Annotated in this window: 18 protein-coding genes; 7 read left to right on the top strand and 11 right to left on the bottom strand. The window is 66.6% G+C overall.

Annotation, left to right across the window (positions count from 1 at the left end):
* Window positions 1-15: 15 nt before the first annotated feature.
* Window positions 16-1,452 (top strand): IMP dehydrogenase, encoded by a 1,437-nt coding sequence (gene guaB, locus J4G12_04425; protein MCE2455051.1) that lies wholly within the window; start codon window positions 16-18, stop codon window positions 1,450-1,452.
* 121 nt (window positions 1,453-1,573) lie between these two features.
* Here guaB and J4G12_04420 read toward each other — a convergent pair whose 3' ends face one another.
* The 3 genes from J4G12_04420 to J4G12_04410 are packed head-to-tail and all read right to left on the bottom strand — an operon-like array spanning window position 1,574 to window position 4,007.
* The gene (locus J4G12_04420; protein ID MCE2455050.1) at window positions 1,574-2,041 is read right to left on the bottom strand and encodes a M23 family metallopeptidase; all 468 of its coding nucleotides are present in this window, start codon (window positions 2,039-2,041) and stop codon (window positions 1,574-1,576) included.
* Entirely contained in the window at window positions 2,038-3,288 is a 1,251-nt protein-coding gene (locus J4G12_04415) for a molybdopterin molybdotransferase MoeA (protein ID MCE2455049.1), read from the bottom strand. The genes J4G12_04420 and J4G12_04415 overlap by 4 nt, the downstream gene beginning before the upstream one ends.
* A complete protein-coding gene (locus tag J4G12_04410) occupies window positions 3,285-4,007 on the bottom strand; it encodes a hypothetical protein (protein ID MCE2455048.1) in 723 nt (240 codons plus the stop codon). Before J4G12_04410 ends, J4G12_04415 begins: the two co-directional genes overlap by 4 nt.
* 183 nt (window positions 4,008-4,190) lie before the next feature.
* Between J4G12_04410 and J4G12_04405 the strand changes: the two genes are divergently transcribed.
* From J4G12_04405 to J4G12_04395, 3 genes are read left to right on the top strand one after another with little or no spacing between them, the layout of a single operon-like run.
* Window positions 4,191-4,997 carry a hypothetical protein gene (locus J4G12_04405; GenBank protein ID MCE2455047.1) on the top strand — a complete coding sequence of 269 codons (807 nt, stop codon included), beginning with the start codon at window positions 4,191-4,193 and terminating at the stop codon, window positions 4,995-4,997.
* A gap of 9 nt (window positions 4,998-5,006) precedes the next feature.
* Entirely contained in the window at window positions 5,007-5,525 is a 519-nt protein-coding gene (locus tag J4G12_04400; protein ID MCE2455046.1) for a hypothetical protein, read from the top strand.
* Window positions 5,518-5,772, top strand: a complete 255-nt coding sequence (locus J4G12_04395; GenBank protein ID MCE2455045.1) for a hypothetical protein — start codon at window positions 5,518-5,520, stop codon at window positions 5,770-5,772. The genes J4G12_04400 and J4G12_04395 overlap by 8 nt, the downstream gene beginning before the upstream one ends.
* Window positions 5,773-5,803: 31 nt before the next feature.
* On the opposite strand, the gene J4G12_04390 is transcribed toward J4G12_04395, so the two are convergent.
* The 7 genes from J4G12_04390 to J4G12_04360 form a co-directional block, all read right to left on the bottom strand.
* The gene (locus tag J4G12_04390; protein ID MCE2455044.1) at window positions 5,804-6,790 is read right to left on the bottom strand and encodes an electron transfer flavoprotein subunit alpha/FixB family protein; all 987 of its coding nucleotides are present in this window, start codon (window positions 6,788-6,790) and stop codon (window positions 5,804-5,806) included.
* Window positions 6,787-7,560, bottom strand: coding sequence for an electron transfer flavoprotein subunit beta/FixA family protein (locus tag J4G12_04385; GenBank protein ID MCE2455043.1), 774 nt, complete (start codon window positions 7,558-7,560; stop codon window positions 6,787-6,789). Before J4G12_04385 ends, J4G12_04390 begins: the two co-directional genes overlap by 4 nt.
* Window positions 7,557-8,969 carry a C4-dicarboxylate ABC transporter gene (locus J4G12_04380; GenBank protein ID MCE2455042.1) on the bottom strand — a complete coding sequence of 471 codons (1,413 nt, stop codon included), beginning with the start codon at window positions 8,967-8,969 and terminating at the stop codon, window positions 7,557-7,559. Before J4G12_04380 ends, J4G12_04385 begins: the two co-directional genes overlap by 4 nt.
* Window positions 8,966-9,574 (bottom strand): DNA-3-methyladenine glycosylase, encoded by a 609-nt coding sequence (locus tag J4G12_04375; protein ID MCE2455041.1) that lies wholly within the window; start codon window positions 9,572-9,574, stop codon window positions 8,966-8,968. The genes J4G12_04380 and J4G12_04375 overlap by 4 nt, the downstream gene beginning before the upstream one ends.
* The gene (locus J4G12_04370; GenBank protein ID MCE2455040.1) at window positions 9,564-11,399 is read right to left on the bottom strand and encodes an NYN domain-containing protein; all 1,836 of its coding nucleotides are present in this window, start codon (window positions 11,397-11,399) and stop codon (window positions 9,564-9,566) included. Before J4G12_04370 ends, J4G12_04375 begins: the two co-directional genes overlap by 11 nt.
* A 394-nt stretch (window positions 11,400-11,793) precedes the next feature.
* The gene (aroB, locus tag J4G12_04365) at window positions 11,794-12,954 is read right to left on the bottom strand and encodes a 3-dehydroquinate synthase (protein MCE2455039.1); all 1,161 of its coding nucleotides are present in this window, start codon (window positions 12,952-12,954) and stop codon (window positions 11,794-11,796) included.
* Window positions 12,951-14,279, bottom strand: a complete 1,329-nt coding sequence (locus J4G12_04360) for a hypothetical protein (GenBank protein MCE2455038.1) — start codon at window positions 14,277-14,279, stop codon at window positions 12,951-12,953. Before J4G12_04360 ends, aroB begins: the two co-directional genes overlap by 4 nt.
* A gap of 130 nt (window positions 14,280-14,409) precedes the next feature.
* Between J4G12_04360 and J4G12_04355 the strand changes: the two genes are divergently transcribed.
* Complete coding sequence (locus J4G12_04355) at window positions 14,410-15,168, top strand: hypothetical protein (protein ID MCE2455037.1); 759 nt, start codon at window positions 14,410-14,412, stop codon at window positions 15,166-15,168.
* A 31-nt stretch (window positions 15,169-15,199) separates the two neighbouring features.
* Window positions 15,200-17,161 (top strand): GWxTD domain-containing protein, encoded by a 1,962-nt coding sequence (locus J4G12_04350; GenBank protein ID MCE2455036.1) that lies wholly within the window; start codon window positions 15,200-15,202, stop codon window positions 17,159-17,161.
* Here J4G12_04350 and J4G12_04345 read toward each other — a convergent pair whose 3' ends face one another.
* Window positions 17,162-17,695 carry a hypothetical protein gene (locus J4G12_04345; protein ID MCE2455035.1) on the bottom strand — a complete coding sequence of 178 codons (534 nt, stop codon included), beginning with the start codon at window positions 17,693-17,695 and terminating at the stop codon, window positions 17,162-17,164. It lies immediately after the preceding gene.
* Between the two features lie 283 nt (window positions 17,696-17,978).
* On the opposite strand from J4G12_04345, the gene J4G12_04340 reads away from it, so the two are divergent.
* Window positions 17,979-20,315 carry a PBP1A family penicillin-binding protein gene (locus J4G12_04340; protein MCE2455034.1) on the top strand — a complete coding sequence of 779 codons (2,337 nt, stop codon included), beginning with the start codon at window positions 17,979-17,981 and terminating at the stop codon, window positions 20,313-20,315.
* Window positions 20,316-20,335: the final 20 nt, after the last annotated feature.

The raw sequence follows: 20,335 nt of genomic DNA, 5'->3' as shown, positions 1-20,335 counted from the left end.
GGCCGGAGAGCGCCCATCCGGGAAGCGCTCACCTTCGACGACGTTCTACTCACGCCGGCGCACTCGCTCGTCCATCCCGGCGACACCGACGTCTCCACCCGGCTCACTTCCGGCATCTCGCTCAACATCCCGATCGTCTCGGCGGCCATGGACACCGTCACCGAGTCAGCCATGGCGATCCAGATGGCGCGCGAGGGAGGAATGGGGGTCATACATCGGAACCTCCCACCGGGCGAACAGGCCCGGCAGGTGGACAGAGTCAAGCGCTCCGAGAGCGGCATGATTCTCGACCCGATCACGCTCGGCCCCGAGGCCACTCTGGAAAACGCGCACGAGCTCATGGCTCGCTTCTCGATATCCGGCGTGCCCATCGTGGACGAAGACCGGCGGCTGCTCGGCATCGTCACCAATCGCGACCTCCAATTCGAGTCGGACATCTCGCAGCGGGTAGGCCGGGTCATGACCTCGAGCGGTCTGGTCACCGCCCCGGTGGGCACCACTCTCGACGAAGCCCAGAAGGTGCTCCACCGCCATCGGATCGAGAAGCTGCCCGTTGTGGATGCGGAGGGTCGGCTGAGAGGGCTGATCACCGTCAAGGACATCTTCAAACGGCTCAGGTACCCGAACGCCTGCAAGGACGCCCACGGCAGGTTACGGGTCGCTGCGGCGATCGGCACGTCCGGCGGTGAGATCGAACGAGCCGAAGGGCTGGTCGACGCCAAGGTCGATCTGCTGGTGATCGATACCGCCCACGGCCATTCCCAGGGCGTGCTGAACGCAGTGGCCAAGGTGCGCAAGGCTTTCCCCAACACCCAGCTTCTCGCCGGCAACGTCGGTACCGTCGGAGGAGCGCGGGCGCTCGTGGACGCGGGCGTGGACGGAGTCAAGGTGGGCGTCGGCCCCGGCTCCATCTGCACGACCCGGGTGGTCACCGGAGTCGGGCTGCCGCAGCTCACCGCGATCATGGACGCCGTCGAGGGGGCGGGTGGAGCCCCTGTCGTCGCCGACGGCGGAGTCCGCTACTCCGGCGATCTCGTGAAAGCCCTGGCCGGCGGAGCCGGTTCGGTCATGCTCGGTTCGATGCTGGCGGGAACCGACGAATCCCCGGGCGAGAGCTTCCTCCTGGAGGGACGCCGGTTCAAGACCGTGCGGGGCATGGGATCGCTCTCGGCGATGCAGGAAGGCTCTGCGGACCGCTACTTCCAGGATACCGCCGAAAGCAAGCTGGTTCCCGAGGGTATCGAGGCGCGGGTGCCCTACAAGGGTCCGGTGTCGGACACCATCTTCCAGCTCATCGGCGGGTTGCGCAGCGGGATGGGCTACTGCGGCGCTGAGACGATAACCGCGCTGCACGAGCGGGCAAGCTTCGTGCGCGTCACCTCGGGCGGCTTGCGCGAGTCGCATCCGCACGACGTGACCATCACCCGGGAAGCGCCCAACTACCAGTTGTAGCACCTCCTCGGTCGGGCGCGACTCTGTCGCGATCCGACATGATGCGCAGGCCGAATTCCTCCAAGCCGTTCGGGAGCAGTCGAACAACTGGGCACGGGTGGGCGCCGGCTCGGGAACGAGGTCACCGACTTTCGCCGGGCGGCCCCCCGAAGAAGCGAACCGGGTCCACCGGTCGGCCTCCCATCCAAACCTCGAAGTGAAGGTGCGCTCCGTCCGCATTGCCGGAGCTGCCGCTCAGCCCGATCACCGCTCCGTCGCGGATCGACTCGCCCGTTTGCACGCGGATCTCCGACAGGTGGGCGTAAAGGCTCTCGAGGCCATCGCCGTGATCGAGCATGACCGCCAGTCCGTAACCTTGGAGAGAACCGGCGAGCTTCACCCGCCCCCGGTACATGGCTCGGACCTCCGTGCCTGCGGGAACGAGAAGATCGACTCCGCGGTGGACGTCGGCGGTTCCGCCAAGAACTCGCGCCGCGAAAGGCGACGACAGCGGCGCGTCGACGGGCCAGCGCGGGAGAGCGCAGGAGAGCATGGAGACCGTGCCGGCGGCCAGAACGAGGCGGACAGCTGCGCCACGGCGACCCGTCACAGACCGTACATGCCGCATCCGGTCGCGATCACCTCGACCCGCTCGCCACACGGCACCTCCTTCACGCCCTCGGGCAAGACCGCGAGTCCGTCTGCCGATCCCAGGGAGCGCACCAGCCCGGATCCCTGCCGGCCCGACAGCGTCGCGACCGGCTCCTCCCCGTTCAGACGCACACGCTGGAAAACGGTCATCCGCGCAGTAGAGCCGAGCTCCTCGCCGGCCACCGCTCTTATTCTGAAAGGCACGGGAGGGTCGAACCCGGCGAGCCCTCGAATAAAGGGACGCACGAGGGTCTCGAAGGTCACGAAGGCCGAAGCCGGGTTGCCGGGTAGCGAAAAGACCGGAAGATCGTCGAGGAAGCCGAATCCCACCGGGCTTCCCGGGCGCATCCGCACCCGCCAGAAGTCGAGCTCGAAGCCGAATTCGCCGAGGACGCCCTTCACCAGATCGCGGTCCCCCATGGAGGCTCCCCCGGAGACGACCAGCGCGTCCGCGCAGCGCGCCGCGTCGATCACCCGTCGGAGTTCGTCCGGGTCGTCGCCGACCAGAGCGTGTCCCTCCGCCGCGGCACCCGAGCTTCGAGCCTGTGCGACCAGCATGGGACCGTTGGAATCGGGAACCGCGATACCCTCGATAACCTCCCGGTAACGCTCGTTCGGAGCGAGTTCGTCGCCTGTCACCAGGACCCGCACATGCGGAGCGCGCACGACCTTCAAGGAGTCGTGCCCGAATGCGGTCGCGACCGCGACGGCCCCCGGCGTCACGACCGTTCCCGCCGACAGGACCGTCTCTCCGGCGCGGGCGTCTCCTCCGGCGAGCCGAATGTTGCGTCCGGCGTCGCTCCCGGCGGTCACCGACACCACTTCCCCTTCCTGCCTCCACCCGGAGGTGTGTTCGACCCGGATCACCGAGTCCGCGCCTTCGGGCACGGGAGCTCCAGTCATGATCGCCACGGCCTCGCCCGCTCCCACCCGCACGCCGGCCGCGCTCATCCCGGCTGCGATCCGACCCTTCACCTCCAGCCGCGCCGGGTTCTCAGGGGTCGCGCCGAGCACGCTATCGGACCGAGCGGCGTAGCCGTCCATCGCCGAGTTTGCGGAAGCGGGGATGGTCGCACGTGCGCTTAACGGCTCCGCGAGAACCCTTCCCAGTGCGGAGTCGATCCCGCTTTCGACCGTCTCAAGGACCGAAGCTCCGTTCAGAACTCGCTCCAGGGCCTCGTCGAACGAGAGCCAGTCGGCCTTCACCAGCGATACATGAACGACAGGGAGAGCGTGACCCCTTCGCTCCACTCGTCCTCCTCGACCGCCTCGAACCCCCTCTCGGGATCGCTGAAGCCGGGCGGCGTGTCGAGCTTCCACAGGGAAAGGACGCCGTCGATCCTGAAAGCGACGCTCTCGGTTAGAAATACGCGGGTGCCGGCTCCCACCGTGCCGAAAAATCCCGTGCCGAAATCGAAACGGTCGGCTGCGAGCAGGCTCTCGTCGATCGCGGCCGCGCCCGCCAGATCGATCGCCGCACCTCCGCCGAAAACCAGGAACGGACTGAGTCCGCGCCAGTGCCGCCGTCCGACGAGGGAGAACTTCAGTCGGGCGTCGACGGTGGAAATGAGCACGGGCGCCTGTCCGATGACGCGGTCACCCTCGTCGCGGCCGGGGTCGATCACGTCGCGCTCGCCCATCAGGAGTCCGGCCACACCTTCGAGCGACGCCGGGCCGCCCAGCTCGAAGCCCCAGCGGCCTCCCGCGTGGACGCCGCCCTTCGGGCCGTATCCGAAGCGTCCCGAGTTCGCCCACATGTACCCGGCGAACGGTCCCGATTCCTGTCTGCGCTCGAGGAAGGTGTACGGGGACGGGATGGTCTGGGCCGCAAGGGCCGGAGCCGCTCCGGTCAGCAGAACGAAGAAACCGAAGAGAGGAGCGAGCCGGGCCGCCTGGAGCGTGTGTGCCGTTGGGAGATCCGACATGCAGATCCTTATTGAGGGTGTTAGCGAACGGTGGGATGGATCGACTGCTTCGCCTGTAACCCGACACCCTCAGATCGTTTCCGGGACGCGCATAGGAACCGCAAGCGACCCCTGATCGTATTTGCACCTATGCGATGCCACACCTGCCATGCCTCGGTCGAACCCGACCACGACCGATGTCCGATGTGCGGGAGTTTCGTCCGCGCGCAGCCCGACGACGGTTTTAGTGAAGACGACCGCGCCGCCGAACCTCCGCCCCCGGATCTCGTCGAGCACGCAGCGCCGGACGTGCATTTCGTTCCGGGTCGGGGCAGCGTCTGCAGGAACTGCGGACTGCGGGAGTTTCGGCCTTATTTCCGCGATCCCCGGCGCTTGGGCGGGCTGATTGCCGCATCTTTCTTCACCTTCGGACTCGGCGGCCTCGTCTACCGGGGACTGCGGAGAACCCACGTCATCTGCTCCCAATGCGGAACCGTCGCCAAGGCGGGCGCCCCGGTCCTCGCAGCGGGAATGGACGGACGCGACCTGCCTTCCACCGGTCTGGTGCGGCGCGTGGTCGGGGGCTCGATGATGGCGATGACGCCTCTCCTCATATTCGCGGCCTTCATGGAACAGGAACCCCCCGGTCTGGTGTTCGCCCTGCTCTCCGGGACCGGCGGCATGGGGCTCTACCAGTGGGGCAAGAACAGGCTGGAGGCTCGCAAGCGCGCCGTGCGCAACAGGACGGAATCCAAGATACTCCGGCTCGCCCGTCTCGTCGGCGGCAAGGTCACGGTGACCGACATGGCGGCCCAACTCAATTGCTCGGTCGCGGAGGCCGAAGCCCTGCTCGCGACCATGGAGGACGGCATTAGAGTCCATTCGCGGATCAGTCCGGCCGGTATCGTATATTACGAGTTCTCGGAGATCGTCCACGGAGCCGATCTGACTCCCGTACCCGGCCTGGAGCCGGAGCCTGCGAGGCTGGATCTCGACATCGACCGCCCATGAGCCAATCCCATGTCTAAGACCGCAATCACTCGAACCGAAAAGAAGACCGACTGGGCGGTGACGGTGGACCGGACGGTGGGCAGGGAGTTCCGAGGCCTTCCCTCCAAGGGGCTCAAGCGCCGCATCCTGGGTGGAATCATAATGGCCTTCAACGCCGTCTCGTTGGCGGCGGGGTTTCTAACGGGAGGCGGCGTGTTCTGGTTGCTGGCCGGAGCGGGACTCTTCTGGTGGGGCCACACAAGCCTGCGCAACCGACGCGAGACCATCCGGCAGCGGGTCGTTTCCGCCATCCTCCATCTGGCCCGTGCGACCGGCGGTCGGCTCACCGTGACCGATGTCGCATCCCAGCTCAGCATTTCCTTCAAAGCCGCCGAAACCACGCTCAACGCGATGGAAGACGGGGTGAGGATCGTTTCGGAGGTGAGTACCGAAGGGGTCATCTACTACGAATTTCCGGAGATCCTGCACCGGGACCAGATGGTTCCCGCGTTTGGAAACCCCACTTCAGGAACCAACGATCGTGCATAAGAACATCACCAGCTTCAGAGACGAGGAAGGGCGCGACTGGTCGATCGGCGTCCTCCGGCGGGACGGACCCGACTACAAGGGTCGTTACTGCCTCGCCTTCCACCGCGAGGACGAAGCCGCCCGGCTCACCGACGTCCGCTGGAACAGCGTGGACTCCGCCGAACGCACCATCCTAACCATGTCCGAAGGCGAGATGCGACGCAGGCTGAAGGGCGCGCTGGGCAGGGCGGCGCCGGCTCCCGTCTGATCGAAAACCGGCGCTGGAGCCGGGGGACCCGCTAGTCGCCCGCCTTCAGCTCGGCGATAGCCCGGGAGAGCGCCGGAAGCACTTCGAATGCGTCTCCCACAATCCCGTAGTCGGCGACCTTGAAGATTGGTGCGTCGGGGTCGCGATTGACGGCGACGATGGTGGAGGCCGAGCGCATCCCGGCAAGATGCTGGATCGCCCCGGAAATACCTACGGCGATGTACAGTTTCGGGGAAACGGTCTTGCCGGTCTGTCCCACCTGTTCGGTGTGAGGACGCCAGCCGGCGTCCACCACGGCCCTCGACGCCCCCAGCGTCGCCGCGCCGCCGAGGGCGTCCCGCAGAGCCTCCAGCAGGTGCCAGTGCTCAGGCCCCTTCATCCCGCGCCCGCCCGACACGACCGTGGACGCCTCGGTAACATCGAGTTCACCCCCGCCCGCCCGTCTCTCGATCGTGCGCATCCTCGGCTGCGAAAGAGAGGGCGTCACCACGATCACCTTCGCCGGGCCGGCGCCCGTCCTTTCCGCGCTGAAGACGTTCGGGCGAAGGGTGATCACGGCCGGACGTGCGTCGATCCGCACTTCGGCCAAGGCTTTGCCAGCGAACACCGGTCTGGTGGCAATCAAGGCGCCGTTCCGGACTTCGATCCGGGTCACGTCGCCGATCAGCGGCACGCCCAAGGTAGCCGCCACCCTCGGGGCCAAGTCCTTGCCCAGGGCGGTAGCCGGGAGCAGCACCACCGATGGTTCGTCCAACCTCAGCAGTTCGACGAATCCGGCGGTCCACTGCTCGGGGTTGTAGCTCGCAAATGCGTCGTGGCTGCCGTGCAGCACCTCGGCGACGCCGTACTCTCCCAAGGTCTCCAGCCCTCCGGGGCCCTCCGGGGCCAGAACCGACGCCCGTGCTTCGCGGTCGAGCTCCCCTGCCAGCCTGACGGCGGTTGAAGCTACCTCCCCTGCCGCTCCGGTCAGCGTACCGTCCCGAGTCTCCGCGAAGGCCGCCACATGTGATCCGCTCATATGGCGTGCGCCTCCTCCCTCAGCAGGCGTACCAGTTCGGGTACCGCCTCGCTTCCGGTCCCCACCACGCGCCCCGGCGGTCGCGCGGGCGGCGCGATCAGACGCTCGACGACGGCACCGGACGGTGCGCTCTCGGCTTCACCGGTAAGGAGGGGCTTGCGCCGCGCTGCCATGATGCCGCGGAGAGAGACGAAGCGCGGCTCGTACTCCCCCTTGGTGACGGTCAGAACCGCCGGAAGCTCGACCTCGACGACCTCCACCCCGGTCTCGGTCTCACGCTCGCATCTTACCGCACCGTCGCGAAGCTCGACTTCGACGACGCCGGTCACGCAGGGTCGATCCAGGAGCACGCCCAGCATGGGGCCCACCTGCTGCTGGTCGTAATCCGCCGCCTTGACTCCCAGCAGAATCAGTCCAGAAGCGCCGCCCTGCTCTTCCAGCGACGAGAACCAACCGGCGAGGACGCGGGCAGTCGCCAGCGCGTCGACATCGGAATCGCCGGCAAGCAGGGTCGCGGAGTCGGCGCCCATTGCCAGTCCCGTACGCAACTGCTCCTGCGCCGCTGCCGCGCCGAAGGAGACCAGCGATACCCTGCCACCCCCGGCCGCGTCCCGGAGGCGCAAAGCCCCTTCGATGGCGAACTCGTCGTAGGGGCTCAGAATGTACTTCACGCCGGCGGTCTCTATGCCGGCACCTGAGCCGGCAATACGAATCCGGGTGTCCGTGGCCGGTACGCGCTTGACGCATACGGCGATGTCGAGCTCGCTCACAAGGTCGCCCCCAGAGCGGCGAAGAGAGCTGCGGCCGCAGTCCCGCCGGCGAGCGCGTAGGGAAGCTGGGTGCGGACGTGATCGATGTGATCCGTCGCGGAAGCCATTGATGAGATGATGGTGGTGTCGCTGATGGGTGAGCAGTGGTCGCCGAAGATCCCGCCGGAGAGCGACGCGGCTACGAAAGGCGCAAGAGGAAGATCGAGCGCGGCCGCCGCAGGTACCGCGATGGGAAGCATGATCGCGAAGGTTCCCCAGCTCGTGCCGGTCGAGAACGCGATCCCGCCGGCGACGATGAAGACGAGCGGGAGGTAGACGAAGTTGGGCATCGTCCCAGCCGTGACCTGAGCGACGTAGACGCCAGTCCCCAGCTCTTTCACGACGGCTCCCAGCGCGAGCGCCAACAGCAGGATGAGGGCCAGAGGAACGAGCCCGCCCGCGCCCTTGAGCGCCACCTTGACGAGGCCCTGGAGATCGAAGCCCCGTTGGACCAGCATCAGCGCCCAAGCGACGACGAGCCCCGCCAGCGACGCCCAGAGCACGCTGGTGCTGCCCGACCCTTCGGTCATGCGGCCGTCGCCGGTTATGAGGAGACCGACAGGCATCATGCCCACCATGGTCAGGATGGGCAGAACCATGTTGACGGCTCGCGGCGGTATTCGGTCGTTCGCGGCGGGCGAGAGGATCTCCTCGTCCACCATGGGCGTGCTGCCTGGCCAGAGCTGCCTTCCAGCGGCCGCACGTTCCTCGGCGCGCCTCATGGGACCGATGTCTATCCCGAACCAGACGACCGCCAGCACGAAAATGATCGCAACAATGGCGTAGAAGTTGATGAGGATGGTGTCGAGGAAAACTGCGAAGGGGTTTTCGACGCCGAGGCCGTCGAGTTGCGAGACGACGTAGGCGAACCAGGCGTTCGCCGGAACCAGGATGCAGACCGGAGCTGAGGTCGAGTCGATGATGTAGGCGAGCTTCTCGCGGGAGCTCCGGTAACGATCGAAGAGCGGGCGAGCGATGGATCCGGCGACGAGCACGGTGATGTTCGACTCGATGAAAATGACGCAACCGGTGATCCAGGCGAGAAAGTGCGAGCGTCTGGCGTTGTTGACCCAGCGCCGCCTCTCCAGGAAGCCTACGAAGCCCTTTACCCCTCCCGACGCCTCGACCGTCGCGATGAGCGCCCCCATCACAAGGGTGAACATGATGACGCTGGCGTTTCCGCTGTCGCCGAAGACCGCGACGGCGCCGTCGACGGCGCCCGAGAGCCCCGAAAGCGGATTCCAACCCGAGAGCATGGTGAAGCCGAGCCAGAGACCGGCCGCCAGGGAGACGTAGACCTGCCGAGTCCAGATCGCCAGTCCGATGGCGAGCAGCGGAGGCAGGAGCGAAGTCCAGTTCGGATCGGTCATGGTGTAACTCCGGTGGAGCCCCTGAGGTAGAAGCGATACTGCCGGTCCGTCGCCCGGCTGAGGCCGATACGGCCGGAACGTCCGACCGACCTTTCGTCCACGTCCATACCCGGGATCAGGCGCAACGGCGGCCGGGAGAGGTCGTGTCCGTCGAGCTCGCCCGTGACCCCCAGCGCCTGGGTGAGGCGGCCGGGTCCGGCGGCGAGGGGAGCACGGCCCCGGCGACGCTCCGCCATGGTCTCCGCTCCAGACACTGGCTCGATTCCGCGGATGAGGACGGCGCCCGGTTCGCCCACTCCACCGGTCACGACGTTGAGGCACCAGTGCAGGCCGTAGCTCCGGTAGACGTAGACGCGGCCCGGCGGCCCGAACATGGAGGCGTTCCGGGAGGTGATCCCGGCGTGAACCGCCGCGTGGGAGGCGGGATCTTCGGGGCCGCCGTAAGCTTCGGTCTCGACGACGGTTCCGCTGACGACGGTGTCGACCTCGGAGATCAGCAGGGCTCCCAGGAGATCGCGCGCGACCTCAGGTACGGGTCGGAGAAAAAATGCCTTGGAAAAGGAAGGCTCCTCGAGAACCGCCGAACGCACCCGCTCAGCCGGCAGCTCGGCGAGTGTCGTAATCCTTGTTCCAGGCCGTCAGCAACTGCTCTGCTCGCTTAGGCGGGATCACGCCTTTCAGCCTGCCGGGCTCCTCGGCCAGTATGCGGAAGAGTTCGGGCCCGAAGTTCTCGATGAGGGTCGCGGCCGTCTTCTCGCCGACGCCGCGGTAGCGGTTGGCGAGGTAGCGGCGGACAGCGGCCGGATCGGTGGGAAGCCTGAGCGCCTTCGGGTCGAAGTCGGCGGCGGCCCCGCCGCTGGGCTTCTCGCCGTTCGTCGGGTCCTGCCCGGAAGCCGCCGTCTTCGCAGCCGGCGTCCGCCCGGCGGCCTTGGCGTTTCTTCCAGCCGGGGTCCGCCTTCCAGCGGCAGGTCCGGGCCGGTCGGTAGGTCCCTTCTTCGCGGTCGACCGCCGTCCGCCGGTCGGTTTCCGTTCGTCGGTCGGCCTCTTCCCGACAGTCGGGCTCTTGCCGCCGTCCGGCCTCTCTTCGGGTCCCGTACCGCGACCGGAGGCGGCGGAAGCGGCGAAAATGTCGGTCAACGCGTTCCCCCCGCGCCTGCGCGTGCCACCGCCCCTGAGGCCTTTTCCGCCGTTCCGGCCGCGCGAGCGGTCGGGCCCGGCATCCGGCTCCGGTCCGATTTCATCGACGACGAGCTCGGGCTCGGCCGGTTGGTCGGACGGTTTCACCCGCTCGCTCCCGGAGGCGGCCATGGGCTCAGGCTTGCGGGGCGGCTTCCGACGCGATCTCGACGGCCGGGTGGATCCGGTGGCGGATGCGGTCGCCTGCTTGGCCGTTCCGGTCTCCCGCGACGCTGCCCCAGTGACTGCGGGCCCGGCGCTGTCCGATGAGCGATCTGACTCCGCCGGCCTGTCCGTCTGCTTCGGTTCCTCGGCCCTCGTCGGCGGTTCGGGGTCGGGACGTGCCGCCGTCGCGGGACGAGTCGTGGCCTTCTCCGGACGGGCAGCAGCCGGCTTGCCTTGAGCCTGAGGCGTTCGCCGCCTCGAAGGCCGGCTTCGCCGCCCGCCCGAGCCGCTCGGCGGCCGGGCCGCGTTGGCGTTGGGACCAGCGGAACTCCGCCCCACCGAGTGTCCGCCGGATCGGGAATGGGCGATCTCGTACTGACCGGCTTCGACCTTGCTCAGATCGACCACCCCGCGCTTCTGCGCCTCCAGCAGGAACTTGCTGAACTTCCCGAAGCCCAAATCGCTCTCGTCGAAGCCGGGGTCGATCTCGCGCATCACCTGCTTCAGCCTGTCGGAGCGCATGACGTCGCCGCGCTGCACCATCTTGTCGAGGGCGACGGTTACGAGATTCCATGGATCTCGCTTCACTCGCTGGAGCTCGGAGGTCTTCTGAAGTCCGGTGAGACTCGTGTAGGAGTAGTACTCGTCGCAGTTCTGTACCAGGATGTCGGAGCTCGACTCCTGCATCCCCACGCCGATGACGTACTTGCCGTACTCCTTGAGCTTCAGTACCAGCGAGGAGAAATCGGAATCGCCGGTCAGCAGGATGTACGTGCCGATCTCGGGGCGCACGAAGACGAGCTCGATGCCGTCGATCGCCATCCGGATGTCGGTGGCGTTCTTCTTGTTGCTCCCGTAGGCCGGGGCGAAGATGAGATCTACCGAGGCCTCGGAGAGAGGCACGATGTACTGAGGGTACCTGCGCCAGTCGGCGTAGGCGCGCCGGACGCTGACCTTCCCCTTGATGATGTCCGACTCAAGAAGGGCTTTGAGGTCCTTCGACAGGTCGCTGCGCATTCCCAGCGTGACGTTGTCGAAGTCGATGAGGAGGGCTGCGTGCGGAGACTCCACGTACGGGGAGCCGGGCACGCTCTGATGAGGTGCTCTTGTGTATGGCAGGACCATTCCGTCCCTTGGGTTCTCGCGATATGTGAGTTCCGCGGGACCTCCCCACCCTAGGCGGCCGCCTTGGGTCGCGTGCGGGCAGGGGAAGTCCGAACGGGGTGCCGGAGCGGCACCTTTGGCCGGGGAGGTGAGCGCCGCCGGGGGTGCGGTCGGCCTCTCAGCTCTCGGGCGAAAATAAAAATAACGGGTAACGAGCTCTTGAGCAAGGGCCGGGCGTCAGGCCGCGGACCACGGGTACCGGTCGTCGGCCGCGCGTACCGACGACTCGCGGTCGGTATGGGACATTCGAATGGCTCGATGGGACATCGTTCGCCGTCCGGGGGAAGGGAAAGGGAATAGGAACAAGGAATCCGCGACCTCACCCGATCGGACCGGCGACGGCCTCGAGCGCCCTCCGCACCTCCTCTTCCGGCACGGTCCGACTCCACCGACCGTCCTCGACGCGGGCCACTTCGCCGATCCGTCGAAGGAAAACGAAACGGGCGCTGCCCTTCCTCGCCTTCTTGTCGGCGTCCAGCCGTCGCACGATCTCGTCGGAGTCGACCTCCCCGCCGACAGCCGGATCGACGCCCAGCTCAACCACGCTCGTCCGGATCCGGTCCGCCGTTCCCGGCTCCGTGACGCCCAAGCGCTCGCCGAGCACTGACTCCACCATCATGCCCCACGCCACGGCCCGACCGTGGCTGACCCGATAGTCGGTCGCGGCCTCGACGGCATGCGCGATGGTGTGGCCGAAATTCAGGATCTCGCGGTAACTCCCTTCCAGCTCGTCGCGTCCGACCACGTCCGCCTTGATGGCGACCGAATCCGCCACGACGGCGGCGGCGGCCGAGGGCTCGCATTCGAGGAGCGGGGCGGCGAGCCCGCGAATCGCACCCAGGTGAGACGGTGAGAGGACGGCTCCGTGCTTGACCGCCTCCACAAGGCCGTGGGCGCGTTCTTCCGAAGGGAGCGTGGCAAGGAGCGCCGGATCGGACCACACAAGTCGCGGCGAGTGGAACGCGCCGATCAGGTTCTTCCCCCAGGGCGCATCGACGCCCACCTTCCCGCCCACCGACGCGTCGACCATGGCGAGGTAGCTCGTCGGAATCTGAACGAGGGAGATCCCGCGCATGAAAGTCGCCGCGACGAAGCCGGCGAGATCGCCGGTCACGCCACCGCCGACGCCGACCACGCAGGTGTCGCGCCCCATCCCCGCCTCCAGCATGGCATCGGTCAGGGACGCCCAGGTCTCTCGGTTCTTGTGCGCCTCTCCTGCCGGGAAGGTGAACAGCTTAGCGACGAGGCCGGAGCCCTCGAGCAGACCCGCGATCTTATCGGCATGGAGCCGGGCCACGTTGGAGTCTGAGATTACCGCGTAGCGATGGGCAGGCGCACGCTCGATCAGCGCGGCGGGAAGATCGGAGAGGCTGTCGGCCGAGACGATCACCGGGTAGGATCCGAAGCGCGACGAGACCCGTATCTCCCGGGCCGGCAGGACGGCTTCCGACCCGCCCGACTCCCGCCTGCGGTCGCTCATCGCGCCGACCCTGCCCCCGCCGCGCCGCCCTCACCTTCCTCGTTTTTCCGCACCGAGGCCCCGACTTCGATCCCGCCGAACTCGCCGATGCGAAGCTCCAGCCCCGGATGTCCGTCGATCTCCCGGACGGTAACTTCGGCCGGACCGCCCAGTTCGGACGCTCCGTCGCCGATCGCTTCGAAGATTGCGTCCCGGTCGTCGGGGGTGTCCGCGACCAGGAACCAGACCAGGCCTCGTCCCCCCTTCCCGTCCACCAGCGCGAAACGGTCGCCTCCCCAACCCGCGGCGAGTCCGTCCCATCCCTCGCCCAAGAGTTCATCGATGAGGATTGCGAGCTCCCTTCGTCCAAGTTGGCTTTCGTACAGGGTTTCGCCGCCGTCGATTTCGAGCTCGAGCTCCACCGGCCGATCCGAGAGCGGCGCTCCGAGAAGTTGATCGGTGGAGGCCGGAATCAGCCGGTCGAATTCCACGTCCCTTCCGAACTCCCGCCACATCCGCAGCACATGGATCCCTCCGTCGACATAACTCGAAACCAGAGGTTCGCGGACGACCCGGGGCGCCCGAGCCAGTTCGGGCGAGGTCGAGACAACCATCGCCTCCATCGACGAACGCATCCTGCCGAAGACGGTCTCGATCATGCCGAGGTTCGACGCCATGGCGGGCGCGCCCGAGATAACGGTGACCACCATCGCGTGTCCCTCGATCGCCGCGTGCGCGGCCGCGGCCCGATCCGTTCCGGTCTCTTCCGAGTCGATGAGCGCGGCCAGGTCGATCCGCTGGTCTTGCAGCGCGTGCACCAGTTCGTGGACGAGAACCTGTTTCATCATCGGCTCTTCCTGGTCGGCGATCAGGAAGAGGGCGGCGGAGTCGGGTTCGTAGAAACCGGCCACTTGTTCCCGGTAGACGGCCAGGAGCGTGGAGCGCAGGTCGAAATCGGCGGGGACAAGTCCGAACAATCGGTACGCTTCGGCGACCGCCGCCGCTCGCTCCGGAGGCATGTCGGTATCGAGCTTGCTCAGAAGGTAATCGGTGAGCTGCCTTCGTGATCTGGTCTCGACCCTCACCGGTGAGATCGCCTCGAGCCCGCTCCAGGCCTCGACGTCCGCGAGGATGGCCGATGCCCTGGCGGCCAGTTCCGGGTCCGAGGAGTTGACGACGGCGTCGGAAACGCTCCCGGCGGCCGCCTCCTGTCCCAGGCTTCCACCGGGGGTGAGCGATGTCAGGAACGCGGCTAGGAAGAGAGGGCGGAAAGCGCCTCTAAGAAGGGTGGGACGGACCGAAACGACCGGTAAGTCGTCGGTAGGGCCTTGCTTGGTGGGACACATTGTCGAGTTTGCTCCGTATCGGGTATGGTGCCGAGACTGCCGATTGACGCACAAAGAGTAACGCCGGGTGTACCCCGATAGGCGTATCTTGACCGGCGATCCACCTCCCAGAGAACGAGAGAGTGTCCTCATGACCGTCAATTCTATCCTCGGACTCCGCGGAGTCCGCTCACGCGGCAGCTTGCTCGCGGTCACTTTCGCCCTGGGCTTTCTCTCCCTTCCCGGCTCGGTCCGGGCCCAGTCCTGGGGCTTTCATGGATTCGCGGAGGGAGGAGCCCTCCTCGGCGTGCGCGACCTCGGCCAGGTCGTCGGATCGGTCGGCAACTTCCTTTCCATCCAGGCTGCGGCCAGTATCCAGCCGTCGGCGGCCAGCGGTTACGGTTTCCAGGCCACGATGCCCTCAGGAGACACCTGGTTCCGGCTCATGGCCCGCACCACTCACGGCGCTCGGGCCGAAGCCCTCATCGGCCTATGCACGCTGGCGAGCGGCCACATCTGCGACCCTCTGGTGGTGGACGCCAGGGTGACGTCCCTGCACGGACAGGCCGGCTTCAAGCAGGGCGATGCCGGAGATCGCGCCCGCGCGGCCTTCTTCGTCGGGCTGGGGCTGCGCAGTTACGAGTTCAGCGACCCCGACTGCTCGCCGTTCCGAGACCGCCCGGACATGCACACCGTGTGCGGCTTCATGGCGGGGGTCTACGCCAACCCGCCGTCACTGGCGCCCTCGGTGGAATTCGGTTTCGAGGTGGAGATGGACGCGGACCCGGTAACTTTCCATTTCAGAGGCAGCGACGTCACCACTCCTTATGACGGCGGAGACGATCGGACCGAAGGTATCATGCAGAACGATGTCTACCTGACATTCGGGATCGGCATCAAGGTGCGCTAGGGCTCGAAGGATGTTGGCGGCCCGGCCCTCCGTGTCAGTGATCGCGGCGCTTCTGGCAGCTCCGTGCTCGGCCGACGCCGAGCTGCTCTCGAACGCTGCGGAGCAGACTGCGGATCCCGAGCCTGCGGTCGCCGTCACGGACCTTTACGAGCGCGGAAAAGAGCTGGCCTCGGAAGAGCGATGGCAGGAGGCCCTGGATCTCTGGTCGAGCGCGACCGACTCTCTGCCTGTCGGAGTCTCGGATCCCCGAATCGGACCCGCCTTCATCGCGGCCGCGATCAGGAGCGGTGCGGAGGACCGGTTGGGAGAGGCTTCCTCTCTCTACCTCTGGTCCTTCACCGGCGACGTACCCGGGTCGCTCTCGTCCTTCATACTGGAGGAGGCCCGCCGGATCGTCCCCATCCTGCCGCGCCGGGACTCCATCTCCTGGCAGGATCATATCCCGGAGAACTCGGACGACGATCCCGAACGCTACCGTGGGCTGGCGCACAGGATCGCCCGATTCTGGATCGAGCGCGATCCCACCCCGGACACGCCCCTGAACGAGAGGCTCGTCGAGCATTGGCGGCGGATCGTGGAAGCCCGCTCGCGCTTCGTGCGCCACAACCGCAGCCCTTACCGCACCGACGACCGCGGCACCGTCTTCGTCAAGTTCGGACCTCCTGACGATGCCATCGGAGGCACTCTAGGCGGAAGCGAGGCCGAGCTGCGCATCCGGGTCACCGACCGCGAATGGATGGCAAGGATGCGGCGTCTCGATCCGCACCCGGACTTCGCACTCTGGAGATACCGGGACCTGAACCCCTTCGAGATGACCTATTTCCTCTTCGGGAACGTGCGGGGATCCGGTCCGTTCGAGCTCGTCCGCGGGCCGCTCGACCTCGTGAGCGACCAGGCAAGGGCGCGGGGCTCGCGCAACCTCACTCCCGGCGGCGTGAGAGGACAATACTATCTGGAACTTTTCTACTACCACGACCTCGCGGTCCTAGGGGGCCATTACAGCAAGCGCTTCGGAGAGCTCTCGGATCTGTGGGACGGCTACACCCTCAGGCGAAACGTCTTCGGCGCGAACGGCAGGCCCTCACCCACCGGACCGACCCTCGAAACGTATTCGATCCGTTACGAACAGGAGGATCGCTACCATCCGCCCGGGGCACCGGTCGTTCGTGCCAAGTCCGACTTCGAGGGCAGCTCGCGGGCGACGGAGCTCGTCCTACAGGCAGTTCGCGTGCTCGACGCCGAAAACCGCCCGAACGTCGTCTTCCAGTCGCTCGCCGCACCCCGCCTTGTCCTGGACGGTCACGGCGACCGCCGGAGAGCCTTCATGACGCCGATAAGGGACACCCGGCACGTGCTGTTGCTCCGCGACCGCACCCTGCGCGAAGCCGGCAGAACCTCGCGCGACGCGCCTGCGGCCTCGGGCGGGATCGCGGTCTTCCGGCTCTTCCATCCGGACCAGCCCATGCACGTGAGCGTCTACGCCGAAGCGATCGGCGAGCCGGTGGCCGCTTTCGACACTCTGTCGCTTGTCGGAGCCGACCACGTCTATCTTGAAAATCCGCTCTCGACCGATCGGTTCGAGATGAGCGACATCGCCGTCGGGAGACCCCTCGGGCTCGGAGGGCGCGACGACATCTTCGCCGAGAGTTCGACGCTCCCGTTTCCGCTTCTGCCCGCGCGGCACATGTGGCCCGGCGACCTGATGCGCGTCTACGTAGAGCTCTACGGCCTGCGGGCCGATTCGCTGGAGTCCGGTTACGAGCTTGGATTCCGCCTCACCCAACTCGACCTGGACGGCCGCCCCGTATCCGGCGATCCGGTCACCATTGGAATTCCGATGGAAGGCACCACCACTCGGGTGGCACGATGGATCGACGTGAACCTCGACGACTTCGAAGCCGGCAGCTACCTGCTGGAGGTGGAGGCGACCGATCTCCTCGGGGGGGAGTCGATCGTCCGGAGAGCCGCGATAGAAATAATGGAGCGGCGCTGACTAATTCCGGGTGATCCCGGTCCTGACCTCGAGATACATGTCGTTGTAGACGAGATCCCACAGCTCGACCACATCTTCCGGGGGCGGTACGGGACGCCACGTCTCGCCATCGATGCCCCCGATCACCTGGTACTCGCCATGGAGCGTGATCCGGTAGATTCCGCCCTCGGCATCGGACGAGACCCGGTTCGATCCGAGCTGCTCCTGCACCCGCCGCCCGCGGATGATCAGCCTCGCCCGCCCTCTTTCCGGGCCGGTCGCGGTGCCACCGCTCTCGGGCACGAGCCCTCGCCAGTCGGACTCCCAGTACAGGTTCTGGTACTCCGACTGGCGCCTGACCTGATTCCAACCGTGCCGGTTCCAGATCTTCAGCCTCGCCTCCTCCAAAGTGAGCTCGAGCTGGCGTCCGAGGTCCTTTCGGTACGAGGAAATCGAATCTCCGCCGCCCGACGACGCACACGCTCCGGCTGCGGCCAGGGCGGCCGAGAAGAGGATGACGATCAGAGGACGGATGTTCGCGAGAGTGTCTTTCATGATCCGGAGGGCAGGTGGGCGGAGAGAGGAGCCGGCGCATGGAGGCGCTACACCGGTGTTGCAACATCGACGTGGCGGCTGCGCATGGGACTGCGGGCCTTTGCGGTCGGATGGAATTTACGCAGAGATCGGGAATGTGCAAGGTGGGCTCGCGGCTCAAGTCGCCTCGACGCCGACGAGTCGATACAAGCCCTCTCATCGAACGCCCCGCGAGCGATGATGCGGTGACCTGGGGTCGCGCCTTTTTCGGGAAACCTCCCCGGCCCCCGGTGTAGGACGGTTCATGCCTCTCTCCAGATCCCGTTCGGCACCGGGCAGGCCCTCTTCCAAGAGCGAGCGCAAACCTACGGCGAAACGCTCCGACGGACCGAAGGATTCGCGGATTCGCATCCTCCTCGCCAAGCTGCCCTGGCGACAACTGGCCGCTGCGGGCGTCGTCTTGGGCTGCATGGGACTCGGGCTGGCCTACGGAGTCTGGCGCAACCTCTGCGAGGCCGAGAGCTGCCCGTCCGTCGCCCAGGTGCGCACCTTCGAACACGAACAGACCAGCAAGATCCTGGACCGCACCGGTCGCCAGTTCGCCGAAATCGGCTTCCGACCCCGCGACCCGGTTTCGCTCGGCGCCCTCCCGCCCTCGTCGGCCGGCGCCACCATCCCGGCTATCCCGGCATCCTCGACGACCCGGGAGTCCGGCTGCGCGAACGCGATGAGGTCGTACGTCACGCAGGCGGTCATCGCCGTCGAGGACAAGCGCTTCTGCAACCACGGCGGCTTCGACCTTCGGGGTATCGCGAGAGCCGCCATCGGCCAGCTCACCGGACGGAACCTGGGCGGAGGAAGCACCATCACCCAGCAGCTCGCCCGCAATCTCTTCGACGAGATCGGATTCGAGCGGATCTACATCCGCAAGCTCAAGGAGATTCAGATTTCTCTGGAGCTCGAACAGGCGTATTCCAAGGACGAGATCGTCGAGGCGTATCTCAACGAGATCTACATGGGGCGAGGCTTCGGATTCCAGAACGCGTCCAGGAGCTACTTCGGCAAGAACATCGCCGACGTGAACGTCGCCGAGGCGGCCCTACTCGCGGCAATCCTCAACCGCCCCGGTCACTACGACCCCTTCCGCTATCCGGAACGCGCGAAGAGCCGCCGCGACATGGTGCTCGACCTGATGGCCCGCCAGGGCTTTCTGTCGAGAGACGAGGCCGAGACCTGGAAGGCCTTCCCGTTGCCCGAGATCGAATCCGAGGGACCTCCGCGCTCGATGGCGCCCTACTTCGAGGAGTGGGTGCGCGACATCATTCAGGACCGCTTCGGCAGCGACATCTACCGGGTCGGAATGAGGGTCTACACCACGCTCGACTTCGACATGCAGCGCGCCGCGCGCGAGGCCTTGGACGAAGGGCTGCTGCGGGTCGAATCGGATTCTTCCGCCTTCCAGCACCCCCGGTACGCCGAATTCGACTCGGTGGAGAGCTTCACGGGCTCGTCCACGCCATACCTGCAGGGTGCTTTCGTCGCTCTCGACCCCGAGACCGGCCACGTTCTGGCGATGGTTGGCGGACGTGACTTCGAGCAGTCCAAGTTCGACCGAGTCAGGCTCGCGCGCAGACAGGCGGGCTCCTCCTTCAAACCGTTCGTATACACGGCGGCCTTGGCGAGCGGCATTCCCGCCTCGAGGATCGTGGTGGACGCGCCGGTGGTCTACCCGCAGGTGAGCGGCGAGGATTGGCGTCCTTCCAACTTCGGCGGCAAGTTCAAGGGGCCGATCACCTTACGCGAAGGACTTTACACCTCCACCAACATGATCGCCATCAAGCTGGGCTGGGAGGAGGTCGGCATCGAAACGGTCGCACAGATCACCCGCAGTATGGGGATCCGGACCGAGATCGAGCGCTTCCCGTCCACGACGATCGGGGCGGCGGAGGTCATCCCGCTCCAGATGGCCGAGGCCTACTCGGCATTCCCCAACATGGGAAGCAAGGTGCGTCCTTTCCCCATTCTGAAGGTCGAGGATTCCGAAGGCAACGTGCTCTGGCAGCCGGAACCCGAACGCACGCAGGTGCTGGATTCGCTGGTGGCCCGGGCGATGGTCTCGATGCTCGAGGACGTGGTCGCGCTTGGCACCGCCCATACCGGGATCCGGATCATCGCCGGACTTCCGGCCACGATAACCGCAGCCGGCAAGACCGGAACCACCAACGACGGCACCGACGTCTGGTTCATGGGCTTCACCCCCAATCTTCTCGCCGGGGTCTGGCTGGGTATGGACAATCCCGTTCCCATCTTCCAATTGGGGTCGGATGTGAGACAGGCGACCGGTGGAGGGCTGGCCGCGCCGATCTGGGGGTCTTTCATGAAGCGCGTCTACCAGGGTCGGCCTGCGGATCCGGATGAAGGCATCCCTGCCGTCGCACCCCTGCTCGACATTCCGGGCACCTGGCCCATGCCCGAGGGGTTGCAACCCATCAGGGTGGATCGGACGACCGGGTTGCTGGCCTCGAAGTGGTGCGATGCCGAAAATTCTTACGTGGAACTTTTCATTCCGGGCACGGAACCGACCGAGTTCTGTGATCAGACCGCGCGACGTTTCCGAGTACCAGGCAGACCGTCCCGGTAGCCGGGCAGTTTCTACCTTCT

Source organism: Gemmatimonadota bacterium (genome assembly GCA_021295815.1).
Lineage (GTDB): Bacteria > Gemmatimonadota > Gemmatimonadetes > Longimicrobiales > Gaopeijiaceae > JAGWBQ01.
Note: the sequence above shows the minus strand (reverse complement) of the source record. Positions and strands in the feature narration are given on the sequence as shown.

Excerpts from the sequence above, each read along its gene's own strand:
- J4G12_04410 (MCE2455048.1), bottom strand. The coding sequence starts at position 4,007 with ATGTCGGATCTCCCAACGGCACACACGCTCCAGGCGGCCCGGCTCGCT.
- J4G12_04340 (MCE2455034.1), top strand. The coding sequence starts at position 17,979 with ATGCCTCTCTCCAGATCCCGTTCGGCACCGGGCAGGCCCTCTTCCAAG.
- J4G12_04360 (MCE2455038.1), bottom strand. The coding sequence starts at position 14,279 with ATGTGTCCCACCAAGCAAGGCCCTACCGACGACTTACCGGTCGTTTCG.
- J4G12_04400 (MCE2455046.1), top strand. The coding sequence starts at position 5,007 with ATGTCTAAGACCGCAATCACTCGAACCGAAAAGAAGACCGACTGGGCG.
- J4G12_04380 (MCE2455042.1), bottom strand. The coding sequence starts at position 8,969 with ATGACCGATCCGAACTGGACTTCGCTCCTGCCTCCGCTGCTCGCCATC.
- aroB (MCE2455039.1), bottom strand. The coding sequence starts at position 12,954 with ATGAGCGACCGCAGGCGGGAGTCGGGCGGGTCGGAAGCCGTCCTGCCG.
- J4G12_04405 (MCE2455047.1), top strand. The coding sequence starts at position 4,191 with ATGTGCGGGAGTTTCGTCCGCGCGCAGCCCGACGACGGTTTTAGTGAA.
- J4G12_04390 (MCE2455044.1), bottom strand. The coding sequence starts at position 6,790 with ATGAGCGGATCACATGTGGCGGCCTTCGCGGAGACTCGGGACGGTACG.
- J4G12_04345 (MCE2455035.1), bottom strand. The coding sequence starts at position 17,695 with ATGAAAGACACTCTCGCGAACATCCGTCCTCTGATCGTCATCCTCTTC.
- J4G12_04355 (MCE2455037.1), top strand. The coding sequence starts at position 14,410 with ATGACCGTCAATTCTATCCTCGGACTCCGCGGAGTCCGCTCACGCGGC.